The sequence below is a fragment of the Kitasatospora phosalacinea genome (assembly GCF_000717185.1).
GTDB lineage: Bacteria > Actinomycetota > Actinomycetes > Streptomycetales > Streptomycetaceae > Kitasatospora > Kitasatospora phosalacinea_A.
In genome coordinates, this window is sequence record NZ_JNYE01000014.1 from 119,221 (window position 1) to 142,462 (window position 23,242).

The 23,242-nt window shown below is 73.6% G+C and carries 20 protein-coding genes; 14 read left to right on the forward strand and 6 right to left on the reverse strand.

Going from position 1 to position 23,242, the window contains the following annotated elements; genetic code table 11:
• Entirely contained in the window at positions 1-1,167 is a 1,167-nt protein-coding gene (locus OO57_RS08445; RefSeq protein ID WP_158715060.1) for an acyltransferase family protein, read from the reverse strand.
• Between the two features lie 263 nt (positions 1,168-1,430).
• On the opposite strand from OO57_RS08445, the gene OO57_RS08450 reads away from it, so the two are divergent.
• From OO57_RS08450 to OO57_RS08465, 4 genes are read left to right on the forward strand one after another with little or no spacing between them, the layout of a single operon-like run.
• The gene (locus OO57_RS08450; RefSeq protein WP_033251679.1) at positions 1,431-1,727 is read left to right on the forward strand and encodes a type VII secretion target; all 297 of its coding nucleotides are present in this window, start codon (positions 1,431-1,433) and stop codon (positions 1,725-1,727) included.
• Complete coding sequence (locus OO57_RS08455) at positions 1,724-3,097, forward strand: putative T7SS-secreted protein (RefSeq protein WP_051776920.1); 1,374 nt, start codon at positions 1,724-1,726, stop codon at positions 3,095-3,097. Before OO57_RS08450 ends, OO57_RS08455 begins: the two co-directional genes overlap by 4 nt.
• On the forward strand, positions 3,094-3,900 hold the full coding sequence (locus OO57_RS08460; RefSeq protein ID WP_033251680.1) for a hypothetical protein: 807 nt from the start codon (positions 3,094-3,096) through the stop codon (positions 3,898-3,900). Before OO57_RS08455 ends, OO57_RS08460 begins: the two co-directional genes overlap by 4 nt.
• A complete protein-coding gene (locus OO57_RS08465) occupies positions 3,897-4,424 on the forward strand; it encodes a hypothetical protein (RefSeq protein WP_033251681.1) in 528 nt (175 codons plus the stop codon). Before OO57_RS08460 ends, OO57_RS08465 begins: the two co-directional genes overlap by 4 nt.
• A 48-nt stretch (positions 4,425-4,472) precedes the next feature.
• Here OO57_RS08465 and OO57_RS08470 read toward each other — a convergent pair whose 3' ends face one another.
• Complete coding sequence (locus tag OO57_RS08470; protein ID WP_033251682.1) at positions 4,473-4,796, reverse strand: hypothetical protein; 324 nt, start codon at positions 4,794-4,796, stop codon at positions 4,473-4,475.
• Between the two features lie 225 nt (positions 4,797-5,021).
• Here OO57_RS08470 and OO57_RS08475 point away from each other — a divergent pair, with 225 nt between their 5' ends.
• Complete coding sequence (locus OO57_RS08475) at positions 5,022-7,214, forward strand: terpene synthase family protein (protein ID WP_033251683.1); 2,193 nt, start codon at positions 5,022-5,024, stop codon at positions 7,212-7,214.
• A gap of 132 nt (positions 7,215-7,346) precedes the next feature.
• On the opposite strand, the gene OO57_RS08480 is transcribed toward OO57_RS08475, so the two are convergent.
• Both OO57_RS08480 and OO57_RS08485 read right to left on the reverse strand, forming a co-directional pair.
• Positions 7,347-8,276 carry a hypothetical protein gene (locus tag OO57_RS08480; RefSeq protein WP_033251684.1) on the reverse strand — a complete coding sequence of 310 codons (930 nt, stop codon included), beginning with the start codon at positions 8,274-8,276 and terminating at the stop codon, positions 7,347-7,349.
• A 2-nt stretch (positions 8,277-8,278) separates the two neighbouring features.
• Positions 8,279-9,637 (reverse strand): VWA domain-containing protein, encoded by a 1,359-nt coding sequence (locus OO57_RS08485; protein WP_199811227.1) that lies wholly within the window; start codon positions 9,635-9,637, stop codon positions 8,279-8,281.
• 95 nt (positions 9,638-9,732) lie between these two features.
• Here OO57_RS08485 and OO57_RS08490 point away from each other — a divergent pair, with 95 nt between their 5' ends.
• From OO57_RS08490 to OO57_RS08520, 7 genes are all read left to right on the forward strand, one after another.
• Positions 9,733-10,581 carry an ABC transporter ATP-binding protein gene (locus OO57_RS08490; protein ID WP_033251685.1) on the forward strand — a complete coding sequence of 283 codons (849 nt, stop codon included), beginning with the start codon at positions 9,733-9,735 and terminating at the stop codon, positions 10,579-10,581.
• A complete protein-coding gene (locus tag OO57_RS08495; RefSeq protein WP_081973543.1) occupies positions 10,578-11,225 on the forward strand; it encodes a hypothetical protein in 648 nt (215 codons plus the stop codon). Before OO57_RS08490 ends, OO57_RS08495 begins: the two co-directional genes overlap by 4 nt.
• Before the next feature lie 147 nt (positions 11,226-11,372).
• Positions 11,373-11,876 carry a DUF1269 domain-containing protein gene (locus OO57_RS08500; protein ID WP_033251686.1) on the forward strand — a complete coding sequence of 168 codons (504 nt, stop codon included), beginning with the start codon at positions 11,373-11,375 and terminating at the stop codon, positions 11,874-11,876.
• A gap of 93 nt (positions 11,877-11,969) precedes the next feature.
• A complete protein-coding gene (locus OO57_RS08505) occupies positions 11,970-13,319 on the forward strand; it encodes an FtsW/RodA/SpoVE family cell cycle protein (protein ID WP_033251687.1) in 1,350 nt (449 codons plus the stop codon).
• 86 nt (positions 13,320-13,405) lie between these two features.
• On the forward strand, positions 13,406-14,830 hold the full coding sequence (locus OO57_RS08510) for a penicillin-binding transpeptidase domain-containing protein (RefSeq protein ID WP_051776935.1): 1,425 nt from the start codon (positions 13,406-13,408) through the stop codon (positions 14,828-14,830).
• A gap of 70 nt (positions 14,831-14,900) precedes the next feature.
• Positions 14,901-16,340 carry an APC family permease gene (locus OO57_RS08515; protein WP_051776921.1) on the forward strand — a complete coding sequence of 480 codons (1,440 nt, stop codon included), beginning with the start codon at positions 14,901-14,903 and terminating at the stop codon, positions 16,338-16,340.
• A 36-nt stretch (positions 16,341-16,376) separates the two neighbouring features.
• Positions 16,377-17,894, forward strand: a complete 1,518-nt coding sequence (locus tag OO57_RS08520; RefSeq protein ID WP_033251688.1) for a N,N-dimethylformamidase beta subunit family domain-containing protein — start codon at positions 16,377-16,379, stop codon at positions 17,892-17,894.
• A 39-nt stretch (positions 17,895-17,933) separates the two neighbouring features.
• Here OO57_RS08520 and OO57_RS08525 read toward each other — a convergent pair whose 3' ends face one another.
• Together OO57_RS08525 and OO57_RS08530 are read right to left on the reverse strand one after the other, a co-directional pair.
• Entirely contained in the window at positions 17,934-19,688 is a 1,755-nt protein-coding gene (locus OO57_RS08525) for a penicillin-binding transpeptidase domain-containing protein (RefSeq protein ID WP_033251689.1), read from the reverse strand.
• Between the two features lie 143 nt (positions 19,689-19,831).
• The gene (locus OO57_RS08530; RefSeq protein WP_033251690.1) at positions 19,832-21,592 is read right to left on the reverse strand and encodes a dolichyl-phosphate-mannose--protein mannosyltransferase; all 1,761 of its coding nucleotides are present in this window, start codon (positions 21,590-21,592) and stop codon (positions 19,832-19,834) included.
• Positions 21,593-21,752: 160 nt separating this feature from the next.
• Between OO57_RS08530 and rsmI the strand changes: the two genes are divergently transcribed.
• Together rsmI and OO57_RS08540 are read left to right on the forward strand one after the other, a co-directional pair.
• Entirely contained in the window at positions 21,753-22,598 is an 846-nt protein-coding gene (gene rsmI, locus OO57_RS08535) for a 16S rRNA (cytidine(1402)-2'-O)-methyltransferase (RefSeq protein WP_033251691.1), read from the forward strand.
• A 224-nt stretch (positions 22,599-22,822) separates the two neighbouring features.
• Positions 22,823-23,242 carry a hypothetical protein gene (locus OO57_RS08540; protein WP_051776922.1) on the forward strand — a complete coding sequence of 140 codons (420 nt, stop codon included), beginning with the start codon at positions 22,823-22,825 and terminating at the stop codon, positions 23,240-23,242.

The following is a 23,242-nucleotide window of genomic DNA, read 5'->3' on the forward strand; positions in this document are numbered from 1 at the left end:
TCACCCCCCGGTGCGCCGTCCCGGTCCGGACGGCAGTTCCGGGATCATAGTCGGCCGGACGGGCGGAGCGGCCGGTGGCTGCGGCTGCTCCCGCAGCAGCAGCCGCAGCCGGGGCGCGAGCAGCGGTCGCAGCGGCCCGGCGACCGGGCGGGAGCACAGCAGCAGCGTCAGCCCCGCGGCGGCGGCCGTCAGCGTCAACTGCCCGGCCGCGGACGGCAGGAACCCGCCTTCGTACCAGCCGCCGTGCACCAGCGCCTCTTGCAGGAACGGGTGCACCAGGAGCGCCGCCGTGCCGGCCGCGCCGAGCGCCGCCCACCGCTCGGAGCGCGCCCGCACCGGCACCAGGGCCAGGAACACCGCGCCCAGCAGCGCCCCCGCCAGGTTGATCCCCAGCGACACCAGCAGCCAGCGCGGGTAGCCCGCGTGCAGCCCGGCCGCGCTCGCGCTGCGGTAGAACCAGGCCGCGTCCAGCCGCGGCACCAGCCAGTACGCGGCCAGGGCGGCCGCCCCGAACACCGGTGCCGCGGCGGCCCGCAGCCACCGGTGGCCGCGCAGCGCGAGCACCCGGCGGCGGTCCAGGACCAGCCCGGCGACGAAGAACGGCAGCAGTTGCAGCGTCCGCCCGATCGCCAGCTGCGGCGTCAGCGGCAGCGCCCCGGCGAGCAGCGAGACCGCGACGGCGGTGGCCAGCGGTGCGCGCAGCCGGTGCCAGAGCGGGGCGCTCAGCCGCCACAGGAACAGCGACAGCAGGAACCAGGTCACCCAGACCGGGGTGAGCGGGTCGAGCGCGAACCTCCCGCCGTCCAGCCACGCCGTGTACGCCCCCAGCAGGGTGGTCCACAGCAGGTAGGGCGCCAGGACGCCGCTCAGCAGCCGGTCGAGCTGGTCCGGGCGGGCGGTGAAGGAGCGGGAGAACCAGCCGGAGACGAACACGAACACCGGCATGTGGAAGGCGTACACCAGCAGGTACCCGGCGTGCAGCACCCGGTGGCCCGGTGCCCGCGCCAGCGGCTCCCAGAAGTGCCCGCACACCACCAGCACCATCGCCAGCAGCTTCGCGTGGTCGAAGAACGGCTCGCGCGCACCGCCGGTGCGTCCGGTGCGTCCGGTGCGCGGCCGGGCGGTCGGGGGTTCGGTGAGCACGGGGTCCTCCGGGGGGACGGGCAACGCACGACGCTACGGCAGATCCGTGCGGCGGCCGTGCGGATCCCGGGGCGTGTCGGGCGGCCCGGATCCGCTCCGTGGCGCCATCAGGCCTGGCAGGAGGGGGAGTTGGGGTGTGGGAGGTGGTGCACCCGTGCGTCGGAAGTGAAGGAAGTGTGATGGTGTGCACCCGTGTGCACACGGGTCAGGGGTCACTCCTAGTCTGATGGTCTGCAAAACGGCGACCAGTAACGATCAAAGTGATGACCTAGGGGGACGAGCACGCCATGGGGGCCTACTTCCGCGTCGAAGTCGACGATCTCTCCAAGCTGATGCAGCGCATGAAGGACAGTCAGCAGGACATGCGCGAGGCGCTCCACGCCATGAAGGAGACCGGCCCGAAGACGACCGGCAGCAAGGAGCTCGACCACGCCTGCGACGACTTCAACGACAGCTGGCAGGACGCCATCACCCGGATCTCCCAGGGCGTCGAAGCGCTGGAGGAGAAGCTCGACCAGACCTGCAAGAACTACTCGGAGACCGAGCAGGCCCTCCGCGACATGTTCAGCGGGGCCGCGGCATGAGCGGTGACTTCTTCTCCTACGTCGTCGGGTTCGACCAGGACTTCCCCGCGCTGGGCTTCAACCCGGCCCCCGGCAACCCCGGCAACGTCGACGGCCTGGTCGGCAAGCTCAACAAGGCCGCCACCGCGATGGACAGCGCCCACCGCACCCTGGTCGAGGTCGGCCAGGGCGGCAGCGTCTGGGAGGGCGACGCGGCCCAGGCGTTCTCCGGCAAGATCGGCGAACTGCCCGGCTACCTGGAGGACAGCGTCGACGCGATGCGCCAGGCCTCCTCCGCGCTCAACAACTGGCGCAGCCAGCTCTCCTCGTACCAGGACACCGCCCGGCGCTACGAGGAGGAGGCCCAGTACGCCAAGGACCGCATGGAGTCCGCGAAGAAGACCCGCGAACAGGCCTCCGACCGCTACGACAAGGCGTCCGACAGCCCCGCCTTCAAGCTGATCGGCATGCACTTCGACGACCAGGCCACCTTCTCCCAGGCGCAGAACCAGATCGACTCCGCCAGCGCCGAGTACCAGGCCGCGGGCGACGCCCTGGAGGCGGCCAACCGCGACCTGCAGTCCATCAAGGACGAGCTGGAAGCCATCGTCAAGCAGGCCAGGGAGCTCTACTTCCACCACCAGGACGACGCCGACCGCACGGCGAAGGCGCTGCGCCGGGCCAACCAGAACGCGCCCGACATCAGCGCCTGGGAGAAGCTCGGCAACAAGTTCAAGGACGTCGGCAAGTCCATCAAGAAGTGGGCGACGGACCACGCCGATACGCTCAAGAAGATCGGCGACATCGCCAGCGGCATCTCCGCCGTGCTCGGCATCGCCTCCCTGGCCACCGTCTGGTGCCCGCCGCTGTCGGCGGCCCTCGGCGTGGCCTCGGCCGGCGCCTCCACGGTCGCGCTCGGGGCCCACGGCATGGCCAAGCTCGGCGGCGCCGACATCAGCATGATGACCCTCGCGGGGGACGCCATCGGCGCCGTCCCGTTCGGGACCGGCCTCTTCAAGGCGGGCAAGGCGGCCAAGACGGCGGTCACGGGCGCCGAAGCGGTGGTCAAGGGCGGCAGGGTGGTCACCGAGGCGGTCGCCCCGGTCATCGTCAAGGGGGCGGGCCTCGCCGCCAACAGCGGGAAGGTCGCCGCGGCGGTCGGGGAGAACGTCGTCAAGGTCGCCGCGGAGGGCGGCATCATGCACAAGGCGCTCGGCTACGCGGTCACCAAGACGCCGCTGCGGAACTTCGCCCTCATCCACGAGGCCGGGGAGCTGGCCGGGAAGCTGTCGGTCCAGTCCATGTGGTCGACCGTGCCCCAGGCCGCGGTCAAGGCCTTCGGCCTGGGCGTGCACGCGCCCAACCTCTACCACCAGGTGACGGGATCATGACGACGGAACACCCGCCGAACGGCCCCGCGGCGGCCGACCAGGCACCGGCCGACCAGGCGCCCGCCACGCGGGCGCCCGCCGCGCAGCAGTCGGCCGACCAGGAGCCGGTCGACCAGGAGCCGACCGGTCCCGCGGCGGCGGAACCGCCCGACGGTCCGGTCGTCTACTGGGACGTCCCCGTCTTCTTCCACTCGCTCGGCCTCGAACTGTCCGAGGAGGAACGGGAGGCGCACCTCGCCGAGGTCGCCCAGGAGATCTGGAGCGGCGGCACCGACTTCCAGCGCGAGACCGTGGCCTCCTGGTACCGGGAGATCGCGCGGGACGCCGCCGAGGCGGGCGCCCTCTACTCCGGCTTCCTGCTCGGCGTCCTCGACGACGGCCGGCTCAGCACCGGCAGCCTGGTCATCCAGAGCGCGCAGGCCGACACCCAGGACGCCGAGGCCGCGGCCGCCGCGATCGAGGAACTGCTCTCCGGGGACCCCGCCAACGAGGTCTTCACCGTGGACGCCCCGGTCGGGCCCGTGGTCGTCTCCGCCTACGGCACCATCAACGAGTTCGACGACGGCGAGGGGAACAAGGCCAAGCTCGAACTCGCCGAGGCCATCGCGTACATACCGGTCCCGCAGGTCGACACCCTGCTCACCATGACGGTCAGCACGCCCATCCTGAAGGAGTTCCCGGACTACATGGCGGCCCTGGCCACCGTCGTGGAGAGCGTCGTGCTCGTCCGCCCGGGCGAGCAGCGCACCGCGCCGGTGCTCAGCCAGGGGTCGGCCAGCCGCATCACCGAGATGTTCGGGTGAGCGCCCCGCACCCGCCGGCCCCGCACCCGCCCGCCCCGCCCGGCGTCGACACCGGCCCGCTGCCCGGGCGCGGGGCCGTCGGACTGTGGCTGCAGTTCTGCCTGCAGTGGTTCTGGCTGCCCTTCCGGGTGGTCTGGTACCTGTTCGACAACCCCTCCGGCGACTGCGTGGCCGAGGAGAAGGAGTACCGCAAGTTCGTCCTCACCCCCAGCCGGTACCGCCTCGAACGCAGCGGCACCCGGGCGGAGTGGGAGGCGTGGGCCGACCGGGCCCTGGCGCGGGGCACCGACGCGGCGGCGCGCGGCGTGGCGAGCAGCGTGGAGCACTACAACAGCGGCAGGACCCGGTACCGGATCGAGGGGGACGGCCTCGTACCCCGCACCACCATCCGCAGGCGCTACTACCGCGGCATCGGCGCCGAGGGGCTCGCCGCGCTGGCGGCCCGCCGCGGCTGGCAGATCGTCTGGGAGGACGCGCAGAAGCCGGAGATCCGCCTCTTCCAGCAGCAGCCGTACCAGCAGTAGTCGTCGCCGCCCCCGCCCCCGGCCGGGCGGGGGCGGGGCGGCAGTGAGTCAGTCCTCCTCGAACGGCTCCTCGCTGAACCGGAACCAGGCCCGCGGCGGCTCCACGTGCAGCAGGAACTCGGCCACCGGGCCGTCGGGGGAGTGCAGTTCGCAGGCCGCCTCCAGCGGGCCGTACGCCCGCTCCCAGGCCGCCCACTCCTCGGCCGCCGCCAGCCGGCGGCACTCGGCGAACCCCGGTGCGAGCCCCGGCCAGGCCGGGCCCGGGACGAACCCGCCGGACAGCCACGGGAAGTCCGCCTCGTCGATCCGGATCTCACCGACCAGCTCGCCGCCGTGCAGCAGGCGCCAGGTCTCCTCGGTGAACAGGCCCATCGGGCGGCTCCATCGGGTCGGGTGGTGCGCGGGGGCGGACGGACGGCCCAGTCTGCCGCAGGGGTCCGACACCGCCCGCCGTCACGGAAGCGCGCAGCGGTTTCACCCGTACGAGTGGATTGCGGAATCCGGGCGGCCCAGCGGGGTATCGGTGACCGCGGGCCCGCGGGCTCGTTAGGCATCGCGCCGATCTCTGACGACGAACACCTATAGGGGCGGGACCTCGTGGCTCAGCCGTTCGAACTGCCGGACTTCTACGTGCCGTACCCGGCCCGGATCAACCCGCACTACGAGGAGGCGCGGGTCCACACCAGGGGCTGGGCGCGGAGCTTCGGCATGCTGGAGGGCTCCGGCATCTGGGAGGAGCACGACCTCGACTCGCACGACTACGCGCTGCTCTGCTCCTACACCCACCCCGACTGCGACAGCGAGGCGCTGAACCTCGTCACCGACTGGTACACCTGGGTCTTCTTCTTCGACGACCACTTCCTGGAGATCTTCAAGCGCACCCTCGACCGCGAGGGCGGCAAGGCGTACCTGGACCGCCTGCCCGCGTTCATGCCGATGGACCTCGCGGACGGCTACCCGGAGGCCACCAACCCGGTCGAGGCCGGCCTGGCCGACCTGTGGCAGCGCACCGTCCCGCACATGTCGGCCCACTGGCGGGCCCGGTTCGCCGAGTCGACCAGGAACCTGCTGAACGAGTCGCTCTGGGAGCTGTCCAACATCAACGAGGGCCGGGTCGCCAACCCGGTCGAGTACGTCGAGATGCGCCGCAAGGTCGGCGGCGCCCCCTGGTCCGCCGGGCTGATCGAGTACGCGGCGAACGCCGAGGTGCCCGAGTCGGTGGCGCACTCCCGGCCGCTGCGCGTCCTGCGGGACGCCTTCTCGGACGGCGTGCACCTGCGCAACGACCTGTTCTCGTACGAGCGCGAGATCGGCGAGGAGGGCGAGCTGTCCAACGGCGTCCTGGTGCTGGAGACCTTCCTCGGCTGCTCCACCCAGCAGGCCGCCGACGCCGTCAACGACCTGCTCACCTCCCGGCTCCAGCAGTTCGAGAACACCGCGCTCACCGAACTCGCCCCGCTGGTCGTCGAGCACGCGCTGGACGCGGGGGAGGTCGCCCGCGTCCTCGCCTACGTCAAGGGCATGCAGGACTGGCAGTCCGGCGGCCACGAGTGGCACATGCGCTCCAGCCGCTACATGAACGGCGGCGGCGCGGCCGCCCCCGCGCTCGGCCCCAGGGGCCTGGGCACCTCCGCCGCCAACATCCGCCTCGCCGCGGGCATCCGCGGCCTGCGCAGCTTCACCCACGTCCCGCACCGCAGGGCCGCCCCCGTCCCGCTGCCCGACTTCCCGATGCCCTACCCCCTCACGCTCAACCCGCACCTGGACGGCGCCCGCGAGTCGGTGGTCGCCTGGGCCCGCGGGTTCGGCCTGCTCGACCCCGAGCCCGGCGTCCCCGGCTCCGACATCTGGGACGAGGCCAAGCTCCGCGACTACGACTTCGCGCTCTGCGCCGCGGGCATCGACCCCGACGCCACCCCCGCCGAGCTCGACCTCTCCTCCGCCTGGCTGACCTGGGGCACCTACGCCGACGACTACTACCCCGCCGTCTTCGGCCGCCCCCGCGACCTGCTCGGCGCGAAGGCCGCCAACGAGCGCCTGCACGCCCTGATGACGCTCGACGGCAGCCTCCCGTTCGCCCCGCGCAACGCCCTGGAGACCGGCCTCGCCGACCTCTGGCGGCGCACCGTCGCCCCGTTCGACCAGGGCGCCCGGGCCAAGTTCCGCAAGGCCGTCGGCGACATGCTCGACAGCTGGCTCTGGGAGCTCGCCAACGGCGCCCAGAACCGCATCCCCGACCCGGTCGACTACATCGAGATGCGCCGCGCCACCTTCGGCTCCGACCTGACGATGAGCCTGTCCCGGCTCGGCCGCGGCGAGGTGATCCCCGAGGAGGTGTACGCCAGCGGCACCCTGCGGGCGATCGAGAACTCCGCGGCGGACTACGGCTGCATGGTCAACGACCTGCACTCGTACCGCAAGGAGACCGAGTACGAGGGCGAGTTCCACAACCTGGTCCGGGTGGTGGAGAACTTCTTCTCCTGCGACCACCCCGTCGCCGTCGCCATCGTGGCCGACCTGACGGCCTCCCGGCTCAACCAGTTCGCCCACGTGGTCGAGAGCGAACTCCCGCTCCTCAAGCAGGACTTCGCCATCACGGGCGAGGCGGAGCAGGCCCTCGACGGGTACGTCCGCGAGCTGCAGGACTGGATGGCCGCCGTCCTCAACTGGCACCAGCAGTGCGCCCGCTACACCGACGACGTGCTGCGGCGGCACTTCGCCCCGCGCACGGCCGTCCCGGCGGAGCTGGGGACGGCGGCGATGCGGATCCTGGAGACCATCGGCCGTTGAGCGCGCCCGCGGCGGCGGGTGAACGGCGGCGAGGCCGCGAGGAGGACGGTCGGTCGACGTCCCCTCGCGACCTCGCGGTGCGTGCGTGCGCGTGCTCGATCGCGCGGTTCCCCGCGCAGCCTCAGCCCGCGCCTACTGCCAGCTGTCCTGCCGCGGCTGCGCCGGGGGCCCCTGGTGCGGGACGGGGGCGGACGCCGGGGCCGGGCGGTGCGGGTGGTGGCCGCGGGGGTGCCGGGTGAGGGTGTAGCCGAGGACACCGGCGAGGGCGGCGAGGACGCCGCCCGCGATCGTCCACCACCAGCGGGTGTTCCAGCCGGAGAAGAGGTCCGAGTACCAGTGGCTCTCCTCCTCGGCGGGCGCGGCCGCGTACGTCGCGCTCGCGCTCGGCGACGGGGCGGCCGCCTCGGCGGCGGCCGTCGCCCCGGCGTTGACCGGCGGCACCAGCGGGGCCTTCAGCGAGCCGCCCTCGGGCTGGGCGTCGTCCGCGCCGCCCTTGGCGGCGACGTGCACGTGGACGGTGGAGGCCAGGCCGAGGTCGGTCTGCGGGATGTCCGGGGTGGACAGCCGGACGTAGTACGTGCCGGGCAGCGGGTCGCCGGACCAGGGCTCGGCCCAGGAGCGGATCTGCCGCAGCGTGCAGCTCAGTTCCAGGGTGGCCGCGTCCTGTTCGGCGGTGCCGTTCTGCGGGCCCGCGGTGCAGGACTGCCGGCGGCGCAGGCCGTCGAACAGCTCGACCGTCCAGGTCTGCGGGCCGTGCCGGTCCGCGGCGTCCGGCAGGGTGACCCGGACCTGCACGGTCGCGGTCTGACCCTCGGCGGCCGGGAACGCCCAGTACAGGTAGTCGCCGGTGGAGACCGGGACGTCCGCGTCCTGGCCGGAGGCCAGCGTGGTCGCGGTCAGGAAGCTGGTGCCCACCGAGTGGACCACCGGCTTGCCGGTGCCGGACGCCGACGGGGACGGCGAGGCGGACGGGGACGCGGCCGAGGCCGGCGCCGGGGCCAGCAGGAGCAGGCCGGTGAACGCGGCGGCCGCGGTGGCGGCGGCGGTGCGGAGCTTGCGCATGGTCAGTTCTCCCGCCAGACGGCGATCCGCCAGCGTGCCAGCCAGCCGAAGAGCAGGCCGGCGAGCAGGCCGGCCAGGGTCAGGACGCCGAGCAGGATCCAGCCGCGGCCCAGGCCCATCGCGGGGCCGTCGGGGGCGGGGGAGGCGGCGGCGACGTCCACGGTCAGCTCCAGCGGCAGACCGGGGTCGGCCTGCACGCCCGCCTGCGCGGCGAAGGAGTTGCTGACCACCAGGCAGACCGTCCGGGCGGCCGACTTCGCGCCGGAGCCGGAGCCGGAGCCCTTCGCGGGGGAGGCCGATGCCGAGGAGTCCCCGTCCCCGTCCCCGTCGTCGTCCTCGGCCGCGGACCAGCGCACGCCGGTCGAGGCCACGTCGGTCCGGCCGGACCCGGCGTCGCTGCCGCGCACCAGTTCCTGGCCGCTGGTGTCGGTGGCCTGCAGCAGCACCCCGTAGTCCCGGGCGACGGCCCGGTCCGGGGTGACGCTGACCGAGGCGCGCAGCTCCTCGCCCGCCTTCACCGGCACCCGGTAGACCCGGTGCTCGGAGAACTTCTCCCGGTCGGTGTAGACGCCGGGGGAGAGCACCGGGGCGTCCGCGCACCGGTCGGTGCCGGTGACCTTGGCCGGGGCGACGGCGTGGGTGTCCTGGGCGCGCTCGACCAACTGCTTGACGCGCTCGGTCAGCTGGTCCTGGCTGCGCACGTCGGTGAAGGTGCCGCCGGTCGCGTTGGCGATGCAGATCAGCTGCTGCCGGGTCTTGTCGTCGTGGGCCAGGCCCAGGGTGTCGACGACCAGGTGGATGCCCTGGCTGGCCAGTTCGCGGGCCACGTCGCACGGGTCCGGCGGGGCGCAGGTGTCCTCGCCGTCGGTGATCAACACGATCCGGCGGGTGGTCGGGCCGGTGCCCAGGTCCTGGGCGGCGGCGCGCAGCGCGATCCCGATCGGGGTCCAGCCGGTCGGACGGACGGTGGCGACGGCCGTCTTGGCCTCCACCTTGTTCGTCTTCCCGACGGGGTAGAGCTGCTGGGTGTCCTTGCAGCCCTCCTTCTGGTCGCTGCCCGGGTACGTCGCGCCCAGGGTGCGGATGCCGAACTCGGTCTCCTCCGGCAGCGCGTCGATGACCTCGCTGATCGACTGCTGGGCGACCTCCATCCGGCTCTTGCCCTGGAGGTCCTTGGTGCGCATCGACCCCGATCCGTCCAGGACCAGGTCGACCTTGGGCGCCTCGGTCGCGGCGGGCGGGGCCCCGGGCTCGTCGGCGTGCGCGGGCAGGGTGCCCAGCACGGTGCCCACGACTATCGTCAGGGCCCCGAGCAGGGCGGCCGCGCGGGCCGTCCGTCGTGGTGTGGTGGTGGTGATCACCGCCGCATCCTAGGGACCGTCAGTTCGAATCACCCAACGCGGGTGGTGGGCGGCACCTAACCTGAACGCACGGACGGTACGGGCGAGGAGAGCGCATGACGGTGCGTCTGGCCGGGGTCGGCAAGCGCTACGGGCGCGGCGGCCCGTGGATCCTGCGGGACGTCGGCCTGGCGCTGCACCCGGGCGGGGTGGTCCGGGTCGAGGGCGCCAACGGCAGCGGGAAGTCGACCCTGTTGAAGGTCCTGGCGGGCATCGAGCGCGCCGAGCGGGGCACGGTGTCCGTCACCGGCAGCCGGGCCTACGTGCCCGAACGCTTCCCGCCCGCGCTGCCGTTCGAGGCCCGCGACTACCTGTGCCACCTCGGCCGGGTCCGCGGCCTGGGCGCCGCGGAGGGTCGGCGGCGAGCCGACCACTGGCTGGAGCGCTTCGGCATCACCGGCTACGCGGGCACCCCGATCGGCCAACTCTCCAAGGGCACCTGCCAGAAGGTCGCGGTCGCCCAGGCCCTGCTGGCCGAGGCGGACCTGCTGCTGCTGGACGAGGCGTGGACCGGACTCGACCAGGCCGCCCGCGGCGAGCTCGACGCGGCCGTCACCGAACGGGCCGCCGCCGGCGGGCTGGTGGTGTTCGTCGACCACGACCCGGGCCGACTGGCCGGCCTCACCACCGCCGGACACCTCGTCAGGAACGGCACCCTGCACGAGGTCCCGCCCGTCCGGGCCGACGAGGACGGCCCCCGCACGGTGGTGGTGGTCCGCGCCGAGCGCCTGCCCGAGCACCTCCCCGGGAACCCGGAGCGCAAGCCGCTCGCCGACGGCACCGTCCGCCTCGACGTGGCCGCCGCCCACTCCGACACCCTGCTGCGCAGGCTCCTCGACTCGACGCCGCCGGTGCACGTCCACAGCGTGGCCGGGCCGGAGCACCCGGAAGGAACCAGGCCGTGACGCTGCGCGTGCTGACCCGCTACCACCTGGAACTGCTGGTGCGCTCGCAGCGCTGGCTGGCCCCGGGCCTGGCGTACCTGGTGGTGCTGGGCCTCGGCCTGTCGGGCGGCGACGACGTCGCCTCGGCGGCCGCCTTCTCGGCCGGGCTGCTGGTGCCGGTGACGGGCTGGCTGGTGCGCGGCGCGGTGGGCGCCGAGCCGCCCCAGTCGCGGGCCTGCCTGGTCGCGGCGGCGGGCTGGGCCCGGGTGCACCTGTCGGCGCTGCTCGCGGCGGCCCTGGCGGGCCTGGTGCTGGGCGCGCTCGGGCTGGCCGCGGTGCTGGTGCTGGGCAGCGGGGGGACGGCCGCGGGCGTCGCCGGGGGCGTGCTGGCGACGGTGGTGTGCGTGCTGTCGGGCGCGGCGGTCGGCGCGGTGTGCAACCGCCCGGTGGTGGTGGGGGCGTACGCGGTGCCGCTGGGGCTGGGCGCGGTGGTGGCGGTGCTGCTGGTGCCGGGCTCCCCGGCGAACGAGGTGGTGCGGGCGCTGGTGCTGGGCGCGCGGCAGCACGCGCCGGGCGTGCCGTGGTGGACGCTCCCGGCCGCGGCGGCCCTCGCGGCGGGGTGCTGCTGGGCGGCGGTGGCGGTGGCGGTCCGGCGCGGCGGCTGAGCGCGGAGACCGGGCGTCAGGGCGTCCGGGCGGGCGGCCGGGCGGGCCGGTGGGAAACGGACACACCGGTCGGGATCGGATTAAATACGGCTAATTCTGGCTAGGGTGCTGGGAGACGTGCCCCGTGCTGCTGGAAGGAAGCCCGCCGTGAGCAACCTGTTCGCGATCGCCTACCCGGATGTCGCCACCGCGCAGAAGGTCCGTGACGAGCTGGTCGGCCTGCAGAAGCAGAAGCTGGTCGACCTGGAGGACGTCGTGGTGGTCGAGCGCCGCGAGGACGGGAAGATCAAGCTGCACCAGGCCGTGTCCAACACCGGCCTGGGCGCGGCCTCCGGCGCCCTGTGGGGCGGCGTGATCGGCCTGCTGTTCTTCATGCCGTTCCTGGGCGCGGCGGTCGGCGGCGCGACCGGCGCGGCGGTCGGCGCGTCCACCGACACCGGCGTGGACGACAACTTCATGCGCCAGGTCGGCGAGAAGCTGGAGCCCGGCAAGGCCGCGGTCTTCGCCCTCGTCCGCTCGGCGACGCAGGACAAGGTGATCCCGGCCGTCGCCCAGTTCGGCGGCGAGCTGATGCAGACCTCGCTGAGCCACGAGGAGGAGGAGCACCTCCGGGAGATCGCCAAGGCGGCGTACCCGGCGTCCACGCTCTGACACCGCAGCACCGACCTTCCGGCGGGGTACCGGGCGCGCGTCGCCCGGTACCCCGCCGTCCGTGCCCCTTCGAGCTGGCGAGGACGGCTGGCGGTGGCGACTGACTCCGCGACCCGGGCGGCCCGGGTGCCCCGCGCCCGGCGGGCCGGGACCGGGCGCTGGACCGAACTGGTGCTGGTGCTGGCCGCGGTGGGCGTCGCGGTCCTCGGCTACGTCGAGGTCGGCGTCAACATCGACGGCAAGGCCCCGCCGGACGCCGCCCAGTACGGCGCCGCGCTCGGCGTGCTCGCCCTGCTGGCGCACGCCGCGGTCCGCTGGCGCGCCAGGTGGGCCGACCCGCTGCTGCTGCCGATCGCGGTGCTGCTCAACGGCATCGGCCTGGTCGTCATCTACCGGCTGGACCGCAACCCCGGCAGCGCCGCCGCGCCCACCCAACTGCTCTGGTCCACCCTCGGGGTGGGCCTGTTCATCGCGGTGCTGCTCCTGCTGCGCGACCACCGCCGCCTGCAGCGCTACGCGTACGTCGGGGCGTTCGTCGCGCTCGTCCTGCTGGTGCTGCCGGTGTTCTTCCCGCCGGTGTACGGCTCGCGGATCTGGATCACGCTGGGCCCGCTGTCCTTCCAGCCCGGCGAGTTCGCCAAGGTCCTGCTGGCGATCTTCTTCGCCGCCTACCTGGCCGCGCACCGGGACGCGCTGGCGCTGACCGGCCGCAAGGTGCTGTGGTTCCAGCTGCCGCTGGGCCGGGTGCTGGGGCCGGTGCTGCTGATCTGGGCGGCGTTCGTCGGCGTCCTGGTGCTGGAGACCGACCTCGGCACCTCGCTGCTGTTCTTCGGCCTGTTCGTGGTGATGCTGTACGTGGCCACCGCCCGCACCGGCTGGATCGTGATCGGCCTGCTGCTGTCCGCGCTGGCCGCCGTCGGCGTCGGCTGGCTCTCCCCGCACGTGCACGGCCGGGTCACCGAGTGGCTGCACCCGCTGGCCTCGATCGAGGCCGGGCAGGGCGCCAACCAGATCGCCCAGTCGCTGTTCGCGTTCGCCTGGGGCGGCCAGCTCGGCACCGGCCTGGGCCTGGGCCACTCCGCGCTGATCGGCTTCGCCACCAAGTCCGACTTCATCCTGGCCACCGTCGGCGAGGAGCTCGGCCTGACCGGCCTGTTCGCGGTCCTCCTGCTGTACGCCCTGCTGGTGGCCCGGGGCTTCAAGGCCGGCATCGCGCTGCGCGACCCGTTCGGGCGGCTGCTCGCCATCGGCCTGGCCGCCCTGGTCGCGATCCAGGTGTTCGTGGTCGCGGGCGGCGTCCTCGACCTGATCCCGCTGACCGGCATGACGCTGCCGTTCATCGCCCAGGGCGGCTCGTCCGTGGTCACCAACTGGATCATCGTGGCGCTGCTGGTGCGGATGAGCGACCTCGCCCGGCGCCCCGCACCCGAGGAGGACGCGTGAGGACGACCCGGCCCGAGGGCACCAACGGCGGGCCGGACGGGCTCCCCGGCATCTCCACCACCGGACGCCGGGCCGGGACGTTCTGCATGCTGCTGATCGTCGCCCTCGCCCTCCAGGCCACCCGCGTCCAGGTGTTCCAGAAGGACGAGCTGGACCACAACGCCGCCAACCAGCGCGCCACCATCCAGCGCTACTCCCAGCCCCGCGGCAACCTGCTGGTCGCCGGGCAGCCCGTCACCGGCTCCGCGGAGACCGGCGGCCGCTACGCCTACCAGCGCACCTACACCGACGGCCCGCTGTACGCCGCCGTCACCGGCTACTCGTCCCAGACCTACGGCAACACCCAGCTGGAGGGCGTCTACGACGACGTGCTCTCCGGCACCGACCCGAAGCTGGCGGGCTGGGCGGTCTGGGACGCGGTCACCCGGCAGCAGCAGCCCGGCGGCGACGTGGTCACCACCATCGACCCGGCCGCCCAGCGCGCCGCGGTGCAGGGCCTGGGCAGCCAGAAGGGCGCCGTCGCCGCGATCGAACCCGCCACCGGCCGGATCCTCGCCCTCGTCTCCACCCCCAGCTACGACCCCGGCAGCTTCGCGGGCACCTCCGCCGCCGACCAGAACGCCTGGAAGAAGCTCCAGGACGACCCCGAGCAGCCGATGCTCAACCGGGCCCTGCGGCAGATCTACCCGCCCGGCTCCACCTTCAAGGTGGTCACCGCCGCCGCCGCGCTCGCCAGCGGCGTCGTCACCGACGTCGACGCCCCCACCGACGCCCCGTACCCGTACGTCATGCCCGGCACCACCACCCCGCTCGACAACGACACCAGCGCCTGCAACCGGGCCGGGCTGTCGCTGGACGAGGCGATGACGCTGTCCTGCAACAGCGTCATGGGCTACCTCGGGGTGCAGACCGGGCTCGACCGGATGACCGCGATGGCGCAGGACTTCGGCTTCAACGACGCCAGGCTGGACGTCCCGGTGCGGGCCGCCCGCTCCAACTTCGACACCGACATGAACCAGTCCCAGCTGGCGCTCTCCTCCATCGGGCAGTACGACACCGCCGCCACCCCGCTGGTGATGGCGATGGTCGCCGCCGGGGCCGCCAACGACGGCCAGGTGATGTCCCCGCAGCTGGTCGACAAGCTCACCAAGGCCGACGGCACCCAGGTGCAGCTGATGCACCCCGCGCTCCACCACCAGGCGTTCGGGGCCGGAGTCGCCCGGCAGCTGCGGCAGTTGATGGTCGACGTGGTCGAGAACGGCACCGGCCGCAACGCCCGCATCCCCGGCGCCGAGGTCGGCGGCAAGACCGGCACCGCCCAGCACGGCGTCGACAACTCCGGCACCCCCTACGCCTGGTTCATCGCCTGGGCCCGCCCCGCCGGGTCCACCGCCGTCCCGCCCGTCGCCGTCGCCGTCGTGGTCGCCGACAGCCAGGCTACCGACGTCACCGGCGGCGGACTGGCCGCGCCCGTCGCCCGGTCCGTCATGCAGGCCGTGCTCAACCGGTAGGGCCTCCCCAATCGGGGGAAACCCGGCATTTGCTACTGTCCCGGTCTGATTCCCCACCAGAAGGACACCGATGAGCACCACCCTGCTGCGGCGCAAGCCCGTGGACACCCTGATCGCCGAAGCAGGAGGCACCGGGACGGGACACCTGCGCCGCTCCATCGGACTCTGGCAGCTCTCCGCGATCGGCATCGGCGCCACCGTCGGCACCGGCATCTTCTTCGTCCTCACCACCTCCGTGCCCGAGGCCGGACCGGCGGTGGTCCTCTCCTTCGTGATCGCCGCCGTCACCGCCGGGCTCACCGCGCTCTGCTACGCCGAACTCGCCTCCGCCATCCCGGTGTCCGGCTCCTCCTACTCGTACGCCTACGCCACCATGGGCGAACTCGTCGCCTTCGGCGTCGGGGTCTGCCTGCTCATGGAGTACGGCGTCTCCGCCTCCGCGATCGCCGTGACCTGGGGCCAGTACCTCGACCAGTTCACCGACCTGGCCTTCGGCCTGCACCTCCCGGCCGCGCTGACCGCCCCGCCCGGGGAGGGCGGCGTCTTCAACCTGCCCGCGGTGGTGCTGGTCGTCCTGGTCACCGTCCTGCTGATCCGCGGCGTCGGCGAGTCCGCGAAGGTCAACGCCGTCATGGTGGCGATCAAGCTGGGCATCCTGGTGCTGTTCGTCGCCGTCGGCCTGACCGGCTTCACCGCGGGCAACTTCACCCCGTTCGCGCCCAACGGCTGGGACGGCGTGCAGACCGCCGCCTCCACCATCTTCTTCTCCTTCATCGGCCTCGACGCCGTCTCCACCGCGGGCGAGGAGGTCCGCGAACCGCGGCGCACCCTGCCGCTCGCCATCCTGATCTCGCTGGTCGTCGTCACCGTCCTCTACATCGCCGTCGCCGTCACCGCGGTCGGCGCCCAGCCCTGGCAGGAGTTCGACGGCCAGGAGGCGGGCCTCGCCCAGATCCTGGAGGACGTCACCGGACAGACCTGGCCCGCCCTGGTGTTCGCCGCCGGGGCGATCGTCTCGATCTTCTCCATCACCCTCGTGGTGATCTACGGCCAGACCCGGATCCTCTACGCGATGGGCCGCGACGGGCTCCTGCCGCGCCCCTTCACCCGGGTCTCCGCCCGCACCGGCACCCCCGTCTGGAACACCCTCGTGGTCGGCACCGTCGTCGCGGTCCTCGCCGCGGTCTTCCCGCTCAAGCTGCTCGCCGACCTCACCTCGATGGGCACGCTCATCGCGTTCACGGCCGTGTCGATCGGCATCGTCGTGCTGCGCCGCACCAGCCCCGACCTGCCGCGCGGCTTCAAGGTGCCGTTCTACCCGGTGACGCCGGTGCTCAGCGCCGCGTTCTGCATCTACCTGATCACCAAGCTGCACGCCGACACCTTCCTCGCCTTCGCGGTCGTCCTCGCCCTCGCCGCCGTCCTGTACTTCACCTACAGCGCCAAGCACTCCCGCCTCGCCCGGGGCGACGGGGCCCGGGGCGACGGCGCCCAGGGGGGCGGCGCCTAGGGTGGCGGCGGAGAACGTTCGAACACGGGAGTGACATTGGGCGCCACCGGACGCCGCAGATTCCTCGGACTGGCCGCGGGCGCCGCGGCCGGACTCACCGCCTGCGGCCCCGGCGGCCGCCCCACCGGAGCGGACACCGCCACCGGACCCGGACCCGGACCCGACCGCAGCCCCGGCCCCGGTCCCAGCCCGTCCGCCACCACCGCAGAGAACTCCCGCCCCGGCGACGCCGACTGGCGGATCACCGACCCCGGGCCCGACGGGGCGATCGAGGGCTGGGCGGACCGGGTCAGCGTCCTGCCCGGCGAACGGGTCGGACTGCACGTCTCCACCACCGCGCCCGGCTACACCGTCACCGCCTACCGGACGGGCTGGTACGGCGGCGCCCGCGCCCGCCGCGTCTGGCGCTCCGGCCCGCAACCCGGCACCCGGCAGGCCCCGTTCACCGTCGACCGGACCACCCGCACCGTCAGCACCGCCTGGCCGCGCACCACCACCGTCGACACCACCGGCTGGCCCGAGGGCTGCTACCTGCTCCGCCTGGACGCCGACGGCGGCGCCGGGCAGCGCTACGTCCCGCTGACCGTCCGCTCCCGCAGCACCGCCGGGACCACCGTCGTCGTCAACGCCGTCACCACCTGGCAGGCCTACAACGAGTGGGGCGGCTACAACCTCTACAACGGCCCCACCGGCGGCCTCCCCACCCGCTCGCTGGAGGTCACCTTCGACCGCCCCTACCGCTACGACCACGGCGCCGGGCTCTTCCTGGTCTACGAGGCCCCGCTGATCGCCCTCGCCGAGAAGCTCGGCCTCCCGCTCTCCTACACCACCGGCATCGACCTCGCCGCCGACCCCGCCCTGCTGCACGGCGCCACGGCCGTGCTCTCGCTCGGCCACGACGAGTACTGGTCGCCCGAACAGCGCGCCCACGTCACCGCGGCCCGGGACGCCGGCACCCACCTCGCCTTCCTCGGCGCCAACTGCTGCTACCGGCGCGTCCGCTACGCACCCTCACCGACCGGGCCCGACCGCACCGTGGTCTGCTGGAAGGGCGCCTGGAAGGACGACCCCGGCTACCGGGCGGGCCACCCCGCCACCACCGACTTCCGCTCCCCGCCCGGTGCCGACCCCGAATCCTCGCTGCTCGGCGTCGTCTACGACGGCTACCCCGTCGACGCCCCGTACGTCGTCACCGCCGCCGACCACTGGCTGCTGGCCGGCACCGGCGCCCGCAACGGCGACAGCTTCCCCCACCTGGTCGGCGTCGAGTACGACCGCGTCGACCCGTCCTTCCCCACCCCGGAGGGCATCGAGACGATAGCCCACTCCCCGGTCGTCTGCGAGGGCCGCCACTCGTACGCCGACACCGCCCTCTACACCGCCGACAGCGGCGCGACGGTCTTCGCCACCGGCACCATGCGGTGGGTCGAGTCCCTCGACGCGACCGGCCCCGCGGGCGGCACCGCCGTCCACGGCATCGACGGCCGCGCGGGCGACCTGACCCGCAGGGTCACCGAGAACCTGCTGCGCAGGTTCGCCGCCGCGGGCTCCTGAGAGGCCCTGCCGGAGGGCCCCTGGCGGGGGTCCTCCGGCTCAGCCCTTGTTGCCGACCCGCAGCACCTTGGAGACCGCCGGGCCCGCCGCCGCGGAGCCGTGGCCGCCGCCCTGGACCTCGGCGGCGACGGCGAGGTTGCCGGAGTAGGCGGTGAACCAGGAGTTCGCGTCGGGGCTGGTGTCGACCTCGGCGGTGCCGGTCTTCGCGCCGGATCCGGCCGGGAGGGCGGGCTTGACCTCGGAGGCGGTGCCGGAGCGGACGGTCTGGACCATCAGCGACTGGAGGTTGCCGAGGACCTGGGGGGAGAGGGTGCGGGCGGCCTTCTTCTGCTCCATGCCGGGGATCAGGATCGGCTGCCGGAAGACCCCGGACTGGACGGTCGCGGCGACCGAGGCCATGCCGAGCGGGTTGGCGCGCACCTTGCCCTGGCCGATGAACTCGCTCGCGGCACCGGCCATGTTGCCCTCGACCGGGATGTCGGTGTCGAAGTTGGACAGGCCGGTCTTCCAGACCAGGCCGAGCCCGAAGACGTCCTTGGCGATCGAGGGCAGGCTGTCCGGCTTGAGGACGTCCTTGCCCTTCTCGATGAAGGAGGTGTTGCAGGAGTGGGTGAACGCCTCGGTGAGCGTGTAGTCGGGGTGCGCGCCGGGCTCGTCGTTGGAGATGGACTTGCCGGTGACCATGGTGGTCTCGGGGCAGGGCATCGGGCTGCCGGGCGTGAGGCCCGCCTCCATCAGCGCCGCGGCGGTGAGCACCTTCATGGTGGAGCCCGGCGCGGTCGCGCCGGAGAAGGCGCGGTTCTGGCCGGTGGAGGGCGAGAACGCGTAGGCGAGGATGTTGCCGCTGCTGGGCTCGATGGCGACCAGCGAGGCGGGCTTGCCGCCCTGCGCGGCGACCTCCTGTTCGGCGGCCTGCTGCAGGTCGGCGTCGATGGTGAGCTTCAGGTTGGGGACGGGCTTGGGCTCCTTGACGGTGAACAGCTTCACGTCGGCGGCCTTGCCGCCGCCGCTGCCCGGCGCGCTGCTGCTCGGGCTGGGACTGGCAGCCCCGCCGGTGGCGCCCGCGGCGGAGATGACCACCCCGCTGCCCGCGTCGGCGGGGTCGCCGCCCTGCGGGGCGGCGGACTTGAGCTGGTTGAGCAGGCCGGTGAGCGAGGGGTAGCCGCCGAGGGCCTTGCCCTTGCGGTCGGTGACGGCGGCGGGGGCGGCGTAGAGCGGCTTGACCGCGATGGCCTCGCCCGCGTCGAGCTTGGGGTGGATGACGTTGGGCACCCAGTGGACGGCGGCGGTGCCGTCGCTCATCTTGACCACGCCGAGGACGCCGTCGTAGTTCCAGGGGGTGCCGCTCTCGGCGAACTCCACGGAGGCCTTGAAACTTTCCAGCACGCCGGTGGGCGCGGTGCCCGCGGCGGCCGGGGCCGAGGCGGACGCCGGGGCGCTCGCGGGCTTGGACGCGGCGGCGCTGGGCGCGGTGGTGGGGCCGCCGACGGTGAGGTGGACGGCGCTGGGCTTCACGCCGTCCTGGAAGGCCTGCAGCGCGGCCTGCGCCTTGTCCGGGTCGTCGGTGAGCTTGGCGGCCGCGGACAGGTCGCCCGTGGCCCAGGCGTCCAGGAAGGCCTTGGCGCCGGACGCGGCGAGCTCGGCGCTGGGGGGCTCGGCGACCACGGTGCGGGGCTTCTTCGCCCCGTCTCCGCCGGAGTCCCCGCCGGAGACCAGGGCGTACGCCCCGTAGCCCCCGCCGAGGAGCACCGCTGCGGCGATGACGGCGATGCCGGTCTTCGCGCCCTTGTTCACGTCGAGTCCCCCATGGTGAGTCGTGGCCGTCCGGGTTCAGCGGCCACGACACCATAGGCAGATGCTTTTCGTGCACTCACGACGCGGGGCCGGTTTGTGACAGTTCCGGTACACGTGCGCGGGCGTGGCGCGGCCGGGCGGTGCTAGATCCAGGTGTCGAGCCACATCCGGGCCCGCCAGTCGTCCATCGGGATCGTCTGGCCGGTGTAGATCGGGTAGAAGTACAGGAAGTTCCACATGATCGCGACGACCAGCAGTCCGGCGCCGGTGGCCCCGGCGAGCTTGCGGTCGGGCGAGGAGTCGGCCCGGCCGAGCATCGCGCCGATCATCATGGTCACCGCGAGCACCAGGAACGGGACGAAGCACACCGCGTAGAACAGGAAGATCGTCCGGGCCTGGTAGTGGAACCAGGGCAGGTAGCCCGCCGCCAGCGCGCACAGGATCGCCCCGGCCCGCCAGTCGCGGCGCATCAGCCAGCGGTAGACGCAGTAGAGCAGCCCGGCGATGCCCGCCCACCACAGGAGCGGGGTGCCGAGGGCGAGCACCTCGCGGGCGCACTCGGTGGTGGTGCAGCCGGCCTGGCCGTTCTTCGGCGACTCGTAGAAGAACGAGACCGGGCGGCCCAGCAGCAGCCAGCTCCACGGGTTGGACTGGTAGGTGTGCGGGCTGGTCAGGGTGACGTTGAAGTGCCAGATCTCGTGGTGGTAGTGCCACAGGCTGCGGGCCCAGTCCGGCACCCAGCCCCAGGTGTCGCTCGGGTTGAGGGCGGCCCAGTTGCGCAGGTAGCCGCCCTTGCCGGGCTCGGGGGAGGAGAGGATCCAGCCGGTCCAGGTGGCCAGGTAGGTGACGGCGGCGACCGCGCCGACCGAGAGCGCGGACCAGCAGAAGTCCCACGCGTTGCGCAGGCCCGCCCGGTGGCCGGCCAGGCGGCGGGCCGAGGAGTCCCAGAACCCGGCGAGCAGCACCAGCGCCAGGATCGCCGGGGCGCCGCTCCACTTGGTGCCGGTCATCAGGCCCAGGCAGACCGCGGCGGCCAGCCGGTACGGGCGCCAGCCCAGGTGCCACCAGTCGCCGCCGAGGCCCTGCTCGATCCGCCCGGCGATCCTGGCGCGGCTCCTGTCCCGGTCGACCAGCAGCAGGCCGAACGCGGCCAGGAACCAGAACATCACCACCAGGTCGAGGATCGAGGTGCGGCTGAGCACGAAGTGCAGCCCGTCCACGGACAGCAGCAGTCCGGCCACGCAGCCCAGCAGGGTGGAACGGAACATCCGGCGGCCGATCCGGGCCAGCATCAGCACCGAGAGGGTGCCGAGCACGGCCACCATGAAGCGCCAGCCGAACGGGCTCATGCCGAAGAGGTGCTCGCCCAGGCCGATGATCCACTTGCCGACCGGCGGGTGCACCACGAACGCCGCGTCGGTGCGCAGCGGCACCGCCGGGTTGGGCGCGGTGATCAGGCCGTTGGCGTCGTCGGACCAGCTGCTCTCGTAGCCGAGGTGCCAGAGCGCGTACGCGTCCTTGGCGTAGTAGGTCTCGTCGAAGATCAGCGCGTGCGGGCTGCCGAGGTCGACGAAGCGCAGCACCCCGGCGAACACCGCCACGCCGAGCGGCCCGAGCCAGCCGGCCCACCGGCACAGCCAGGACCACAGCGGCGCGGGCAGCCGGACGCCGAGCCGGGCGAGCAGCGGGGAGGGCTCGACGACCTCCGGCGTGACGCCCGGGCCGTCCGGCATCGGCGGCACCAACTGCTCTGCCAGGGACGTGCGTTGCCGCTCCCGGTAGCCGACGCCGGACAGCGCGCGGGCCCATCGGGAGGCCGGTTCGGGCTCCGCGCGAGGGGCCGGAACGGCGGCCGGGTCGGCCGGTTCCAGCACGGTCACGCCGCCCCGCTCGGGGTGGTCCATACCACTCTCCATGTCGCCGTTCACGGGCCACATCGTAGGGGCAATGGCTGAAGTCACAAGGGGTCCCCGACCCTCGTCCGCCCCCCGCGCCCGCTCCGCGCCCGCGCCGCGGCCCCCTCAGCAGCCACGGGCCGCCCCCGGGTAGGGGAGGATGGTCCCCGTGACTGGTGTTCTCGTACTGGCAGGTACCCCCATCGGCGACGTCGAGGACGCGCCGCCCCGACTGCGCGCCGAACTCGCCGGGGCCGACGTCATCGCGGCCGAGGACACCCGGCGGCTGCGCCGGCTGACCCAGGCGCTCGGCGTGGTGCCGACCGGCCGGGTGGTGTCGTACTTCGAGGGCAACGAGGTGGCCCGCACCCCCGAGCTGGTGGCTGCGCTGCAGGACGGCTCCCGGGTGCTGCTGGTCACCGACGCCGGGATGCCCTCGGTCTCCGACCCCGGCTACCGGCTGGTGGACGCCGCCGTCGCCGCCGGGATCAAGGTCACCGCGGTGCCCGGCCCGTCCGCGGTGCTGACCGCGCTGGCGCTGTCCGCGCTGCCGGTGGACCGGTTCGCCTTCGAGGGCTTCCTGCCGCGCAAGGCGGGCGACCGCTCCCGGCAGCTCGCCCAGGTCGCCGCCGAGCCGCGCACCATGGTCTTCTTCGAGGCCCCGCACCGGATCGCCGAGACGCTGGAGGCGATGGCCGCCGCGTTCGGCGCCGACCGCCCCGCCGCGGTCTGCCGGGAGCTCACCAAGACGTACGAGGAGGTCAAGCGCGGCCCGCTGGGCGAGCTGGCGGCCTGGGCCGCGGACGGCGTCCGGGGCGAGATCACCGTGGTGGTGGCCGGGGCCCCGCCCGCCGCCCCCGAGGAGGTCGGCCCGGCCGAGCTGGCCCGCCGGGTGGCCGTCCGGGAGGAGGCCGGGGAGCGCCGCAAGGAGGCGATCGCCGCGGTCGCCGCCGAGCTGGGGCTGCGCAAGTCGATCGTGTTCGACGCGGTGGTGGCGGCCAAGCACGCGCCCTGAGCGCCGTCGGCCCGCTGCCCGCTCGCCGTACGCCGATCGGTTTGTATGGCAATGGCCGGAATCGCGCGTACGTTGGAATGAGCACCCCAGCGGAGGGCCAATTCGGGACCAAGACTTGGCAAGCCGGGCATCGGACGGACCCTCCCGGGCATTCCCTGGGATGGAACAACCCGCACCCGGCCGCGAGGACCGGGCGACGGGCTCCGAGCGAAGCGAGGTGGCGCATGAGCGACACGATCGACGGCCCCCGGAACGGCGGAGCACCCAGCGGCCTCGGCACGACCAGCCGTTCCGCCCCCGTGCAGACGGTCCACGAGGCCTACTCCTTCGCCTGCCTCAACTGCGGCTACGGCTGGGAGCAGGCGTACGACATCGAGCACCACACGACCAGGGACGGCCGCACCGCGGTCGAGTACACGGCCAACGGCGTCCGGGTCCCCTCCCCGCTGCGCGAGCTGGTCTGCCCCGGCTGCGGCGGCGAACGCGTCCGGATCATGCGGGCCGGGCGGGTGGCGGGCATGGCCGCCGTCACCAGGAACGGCCCCGGCTACGCGCCCACCGCCGAACCCGAGGGCCCGCCCGAGCCCCCCGGCATGCGGGCCCGGCGCCACTGGTTCGCCTGGCTGCGCCGCCGCACCGGCTGA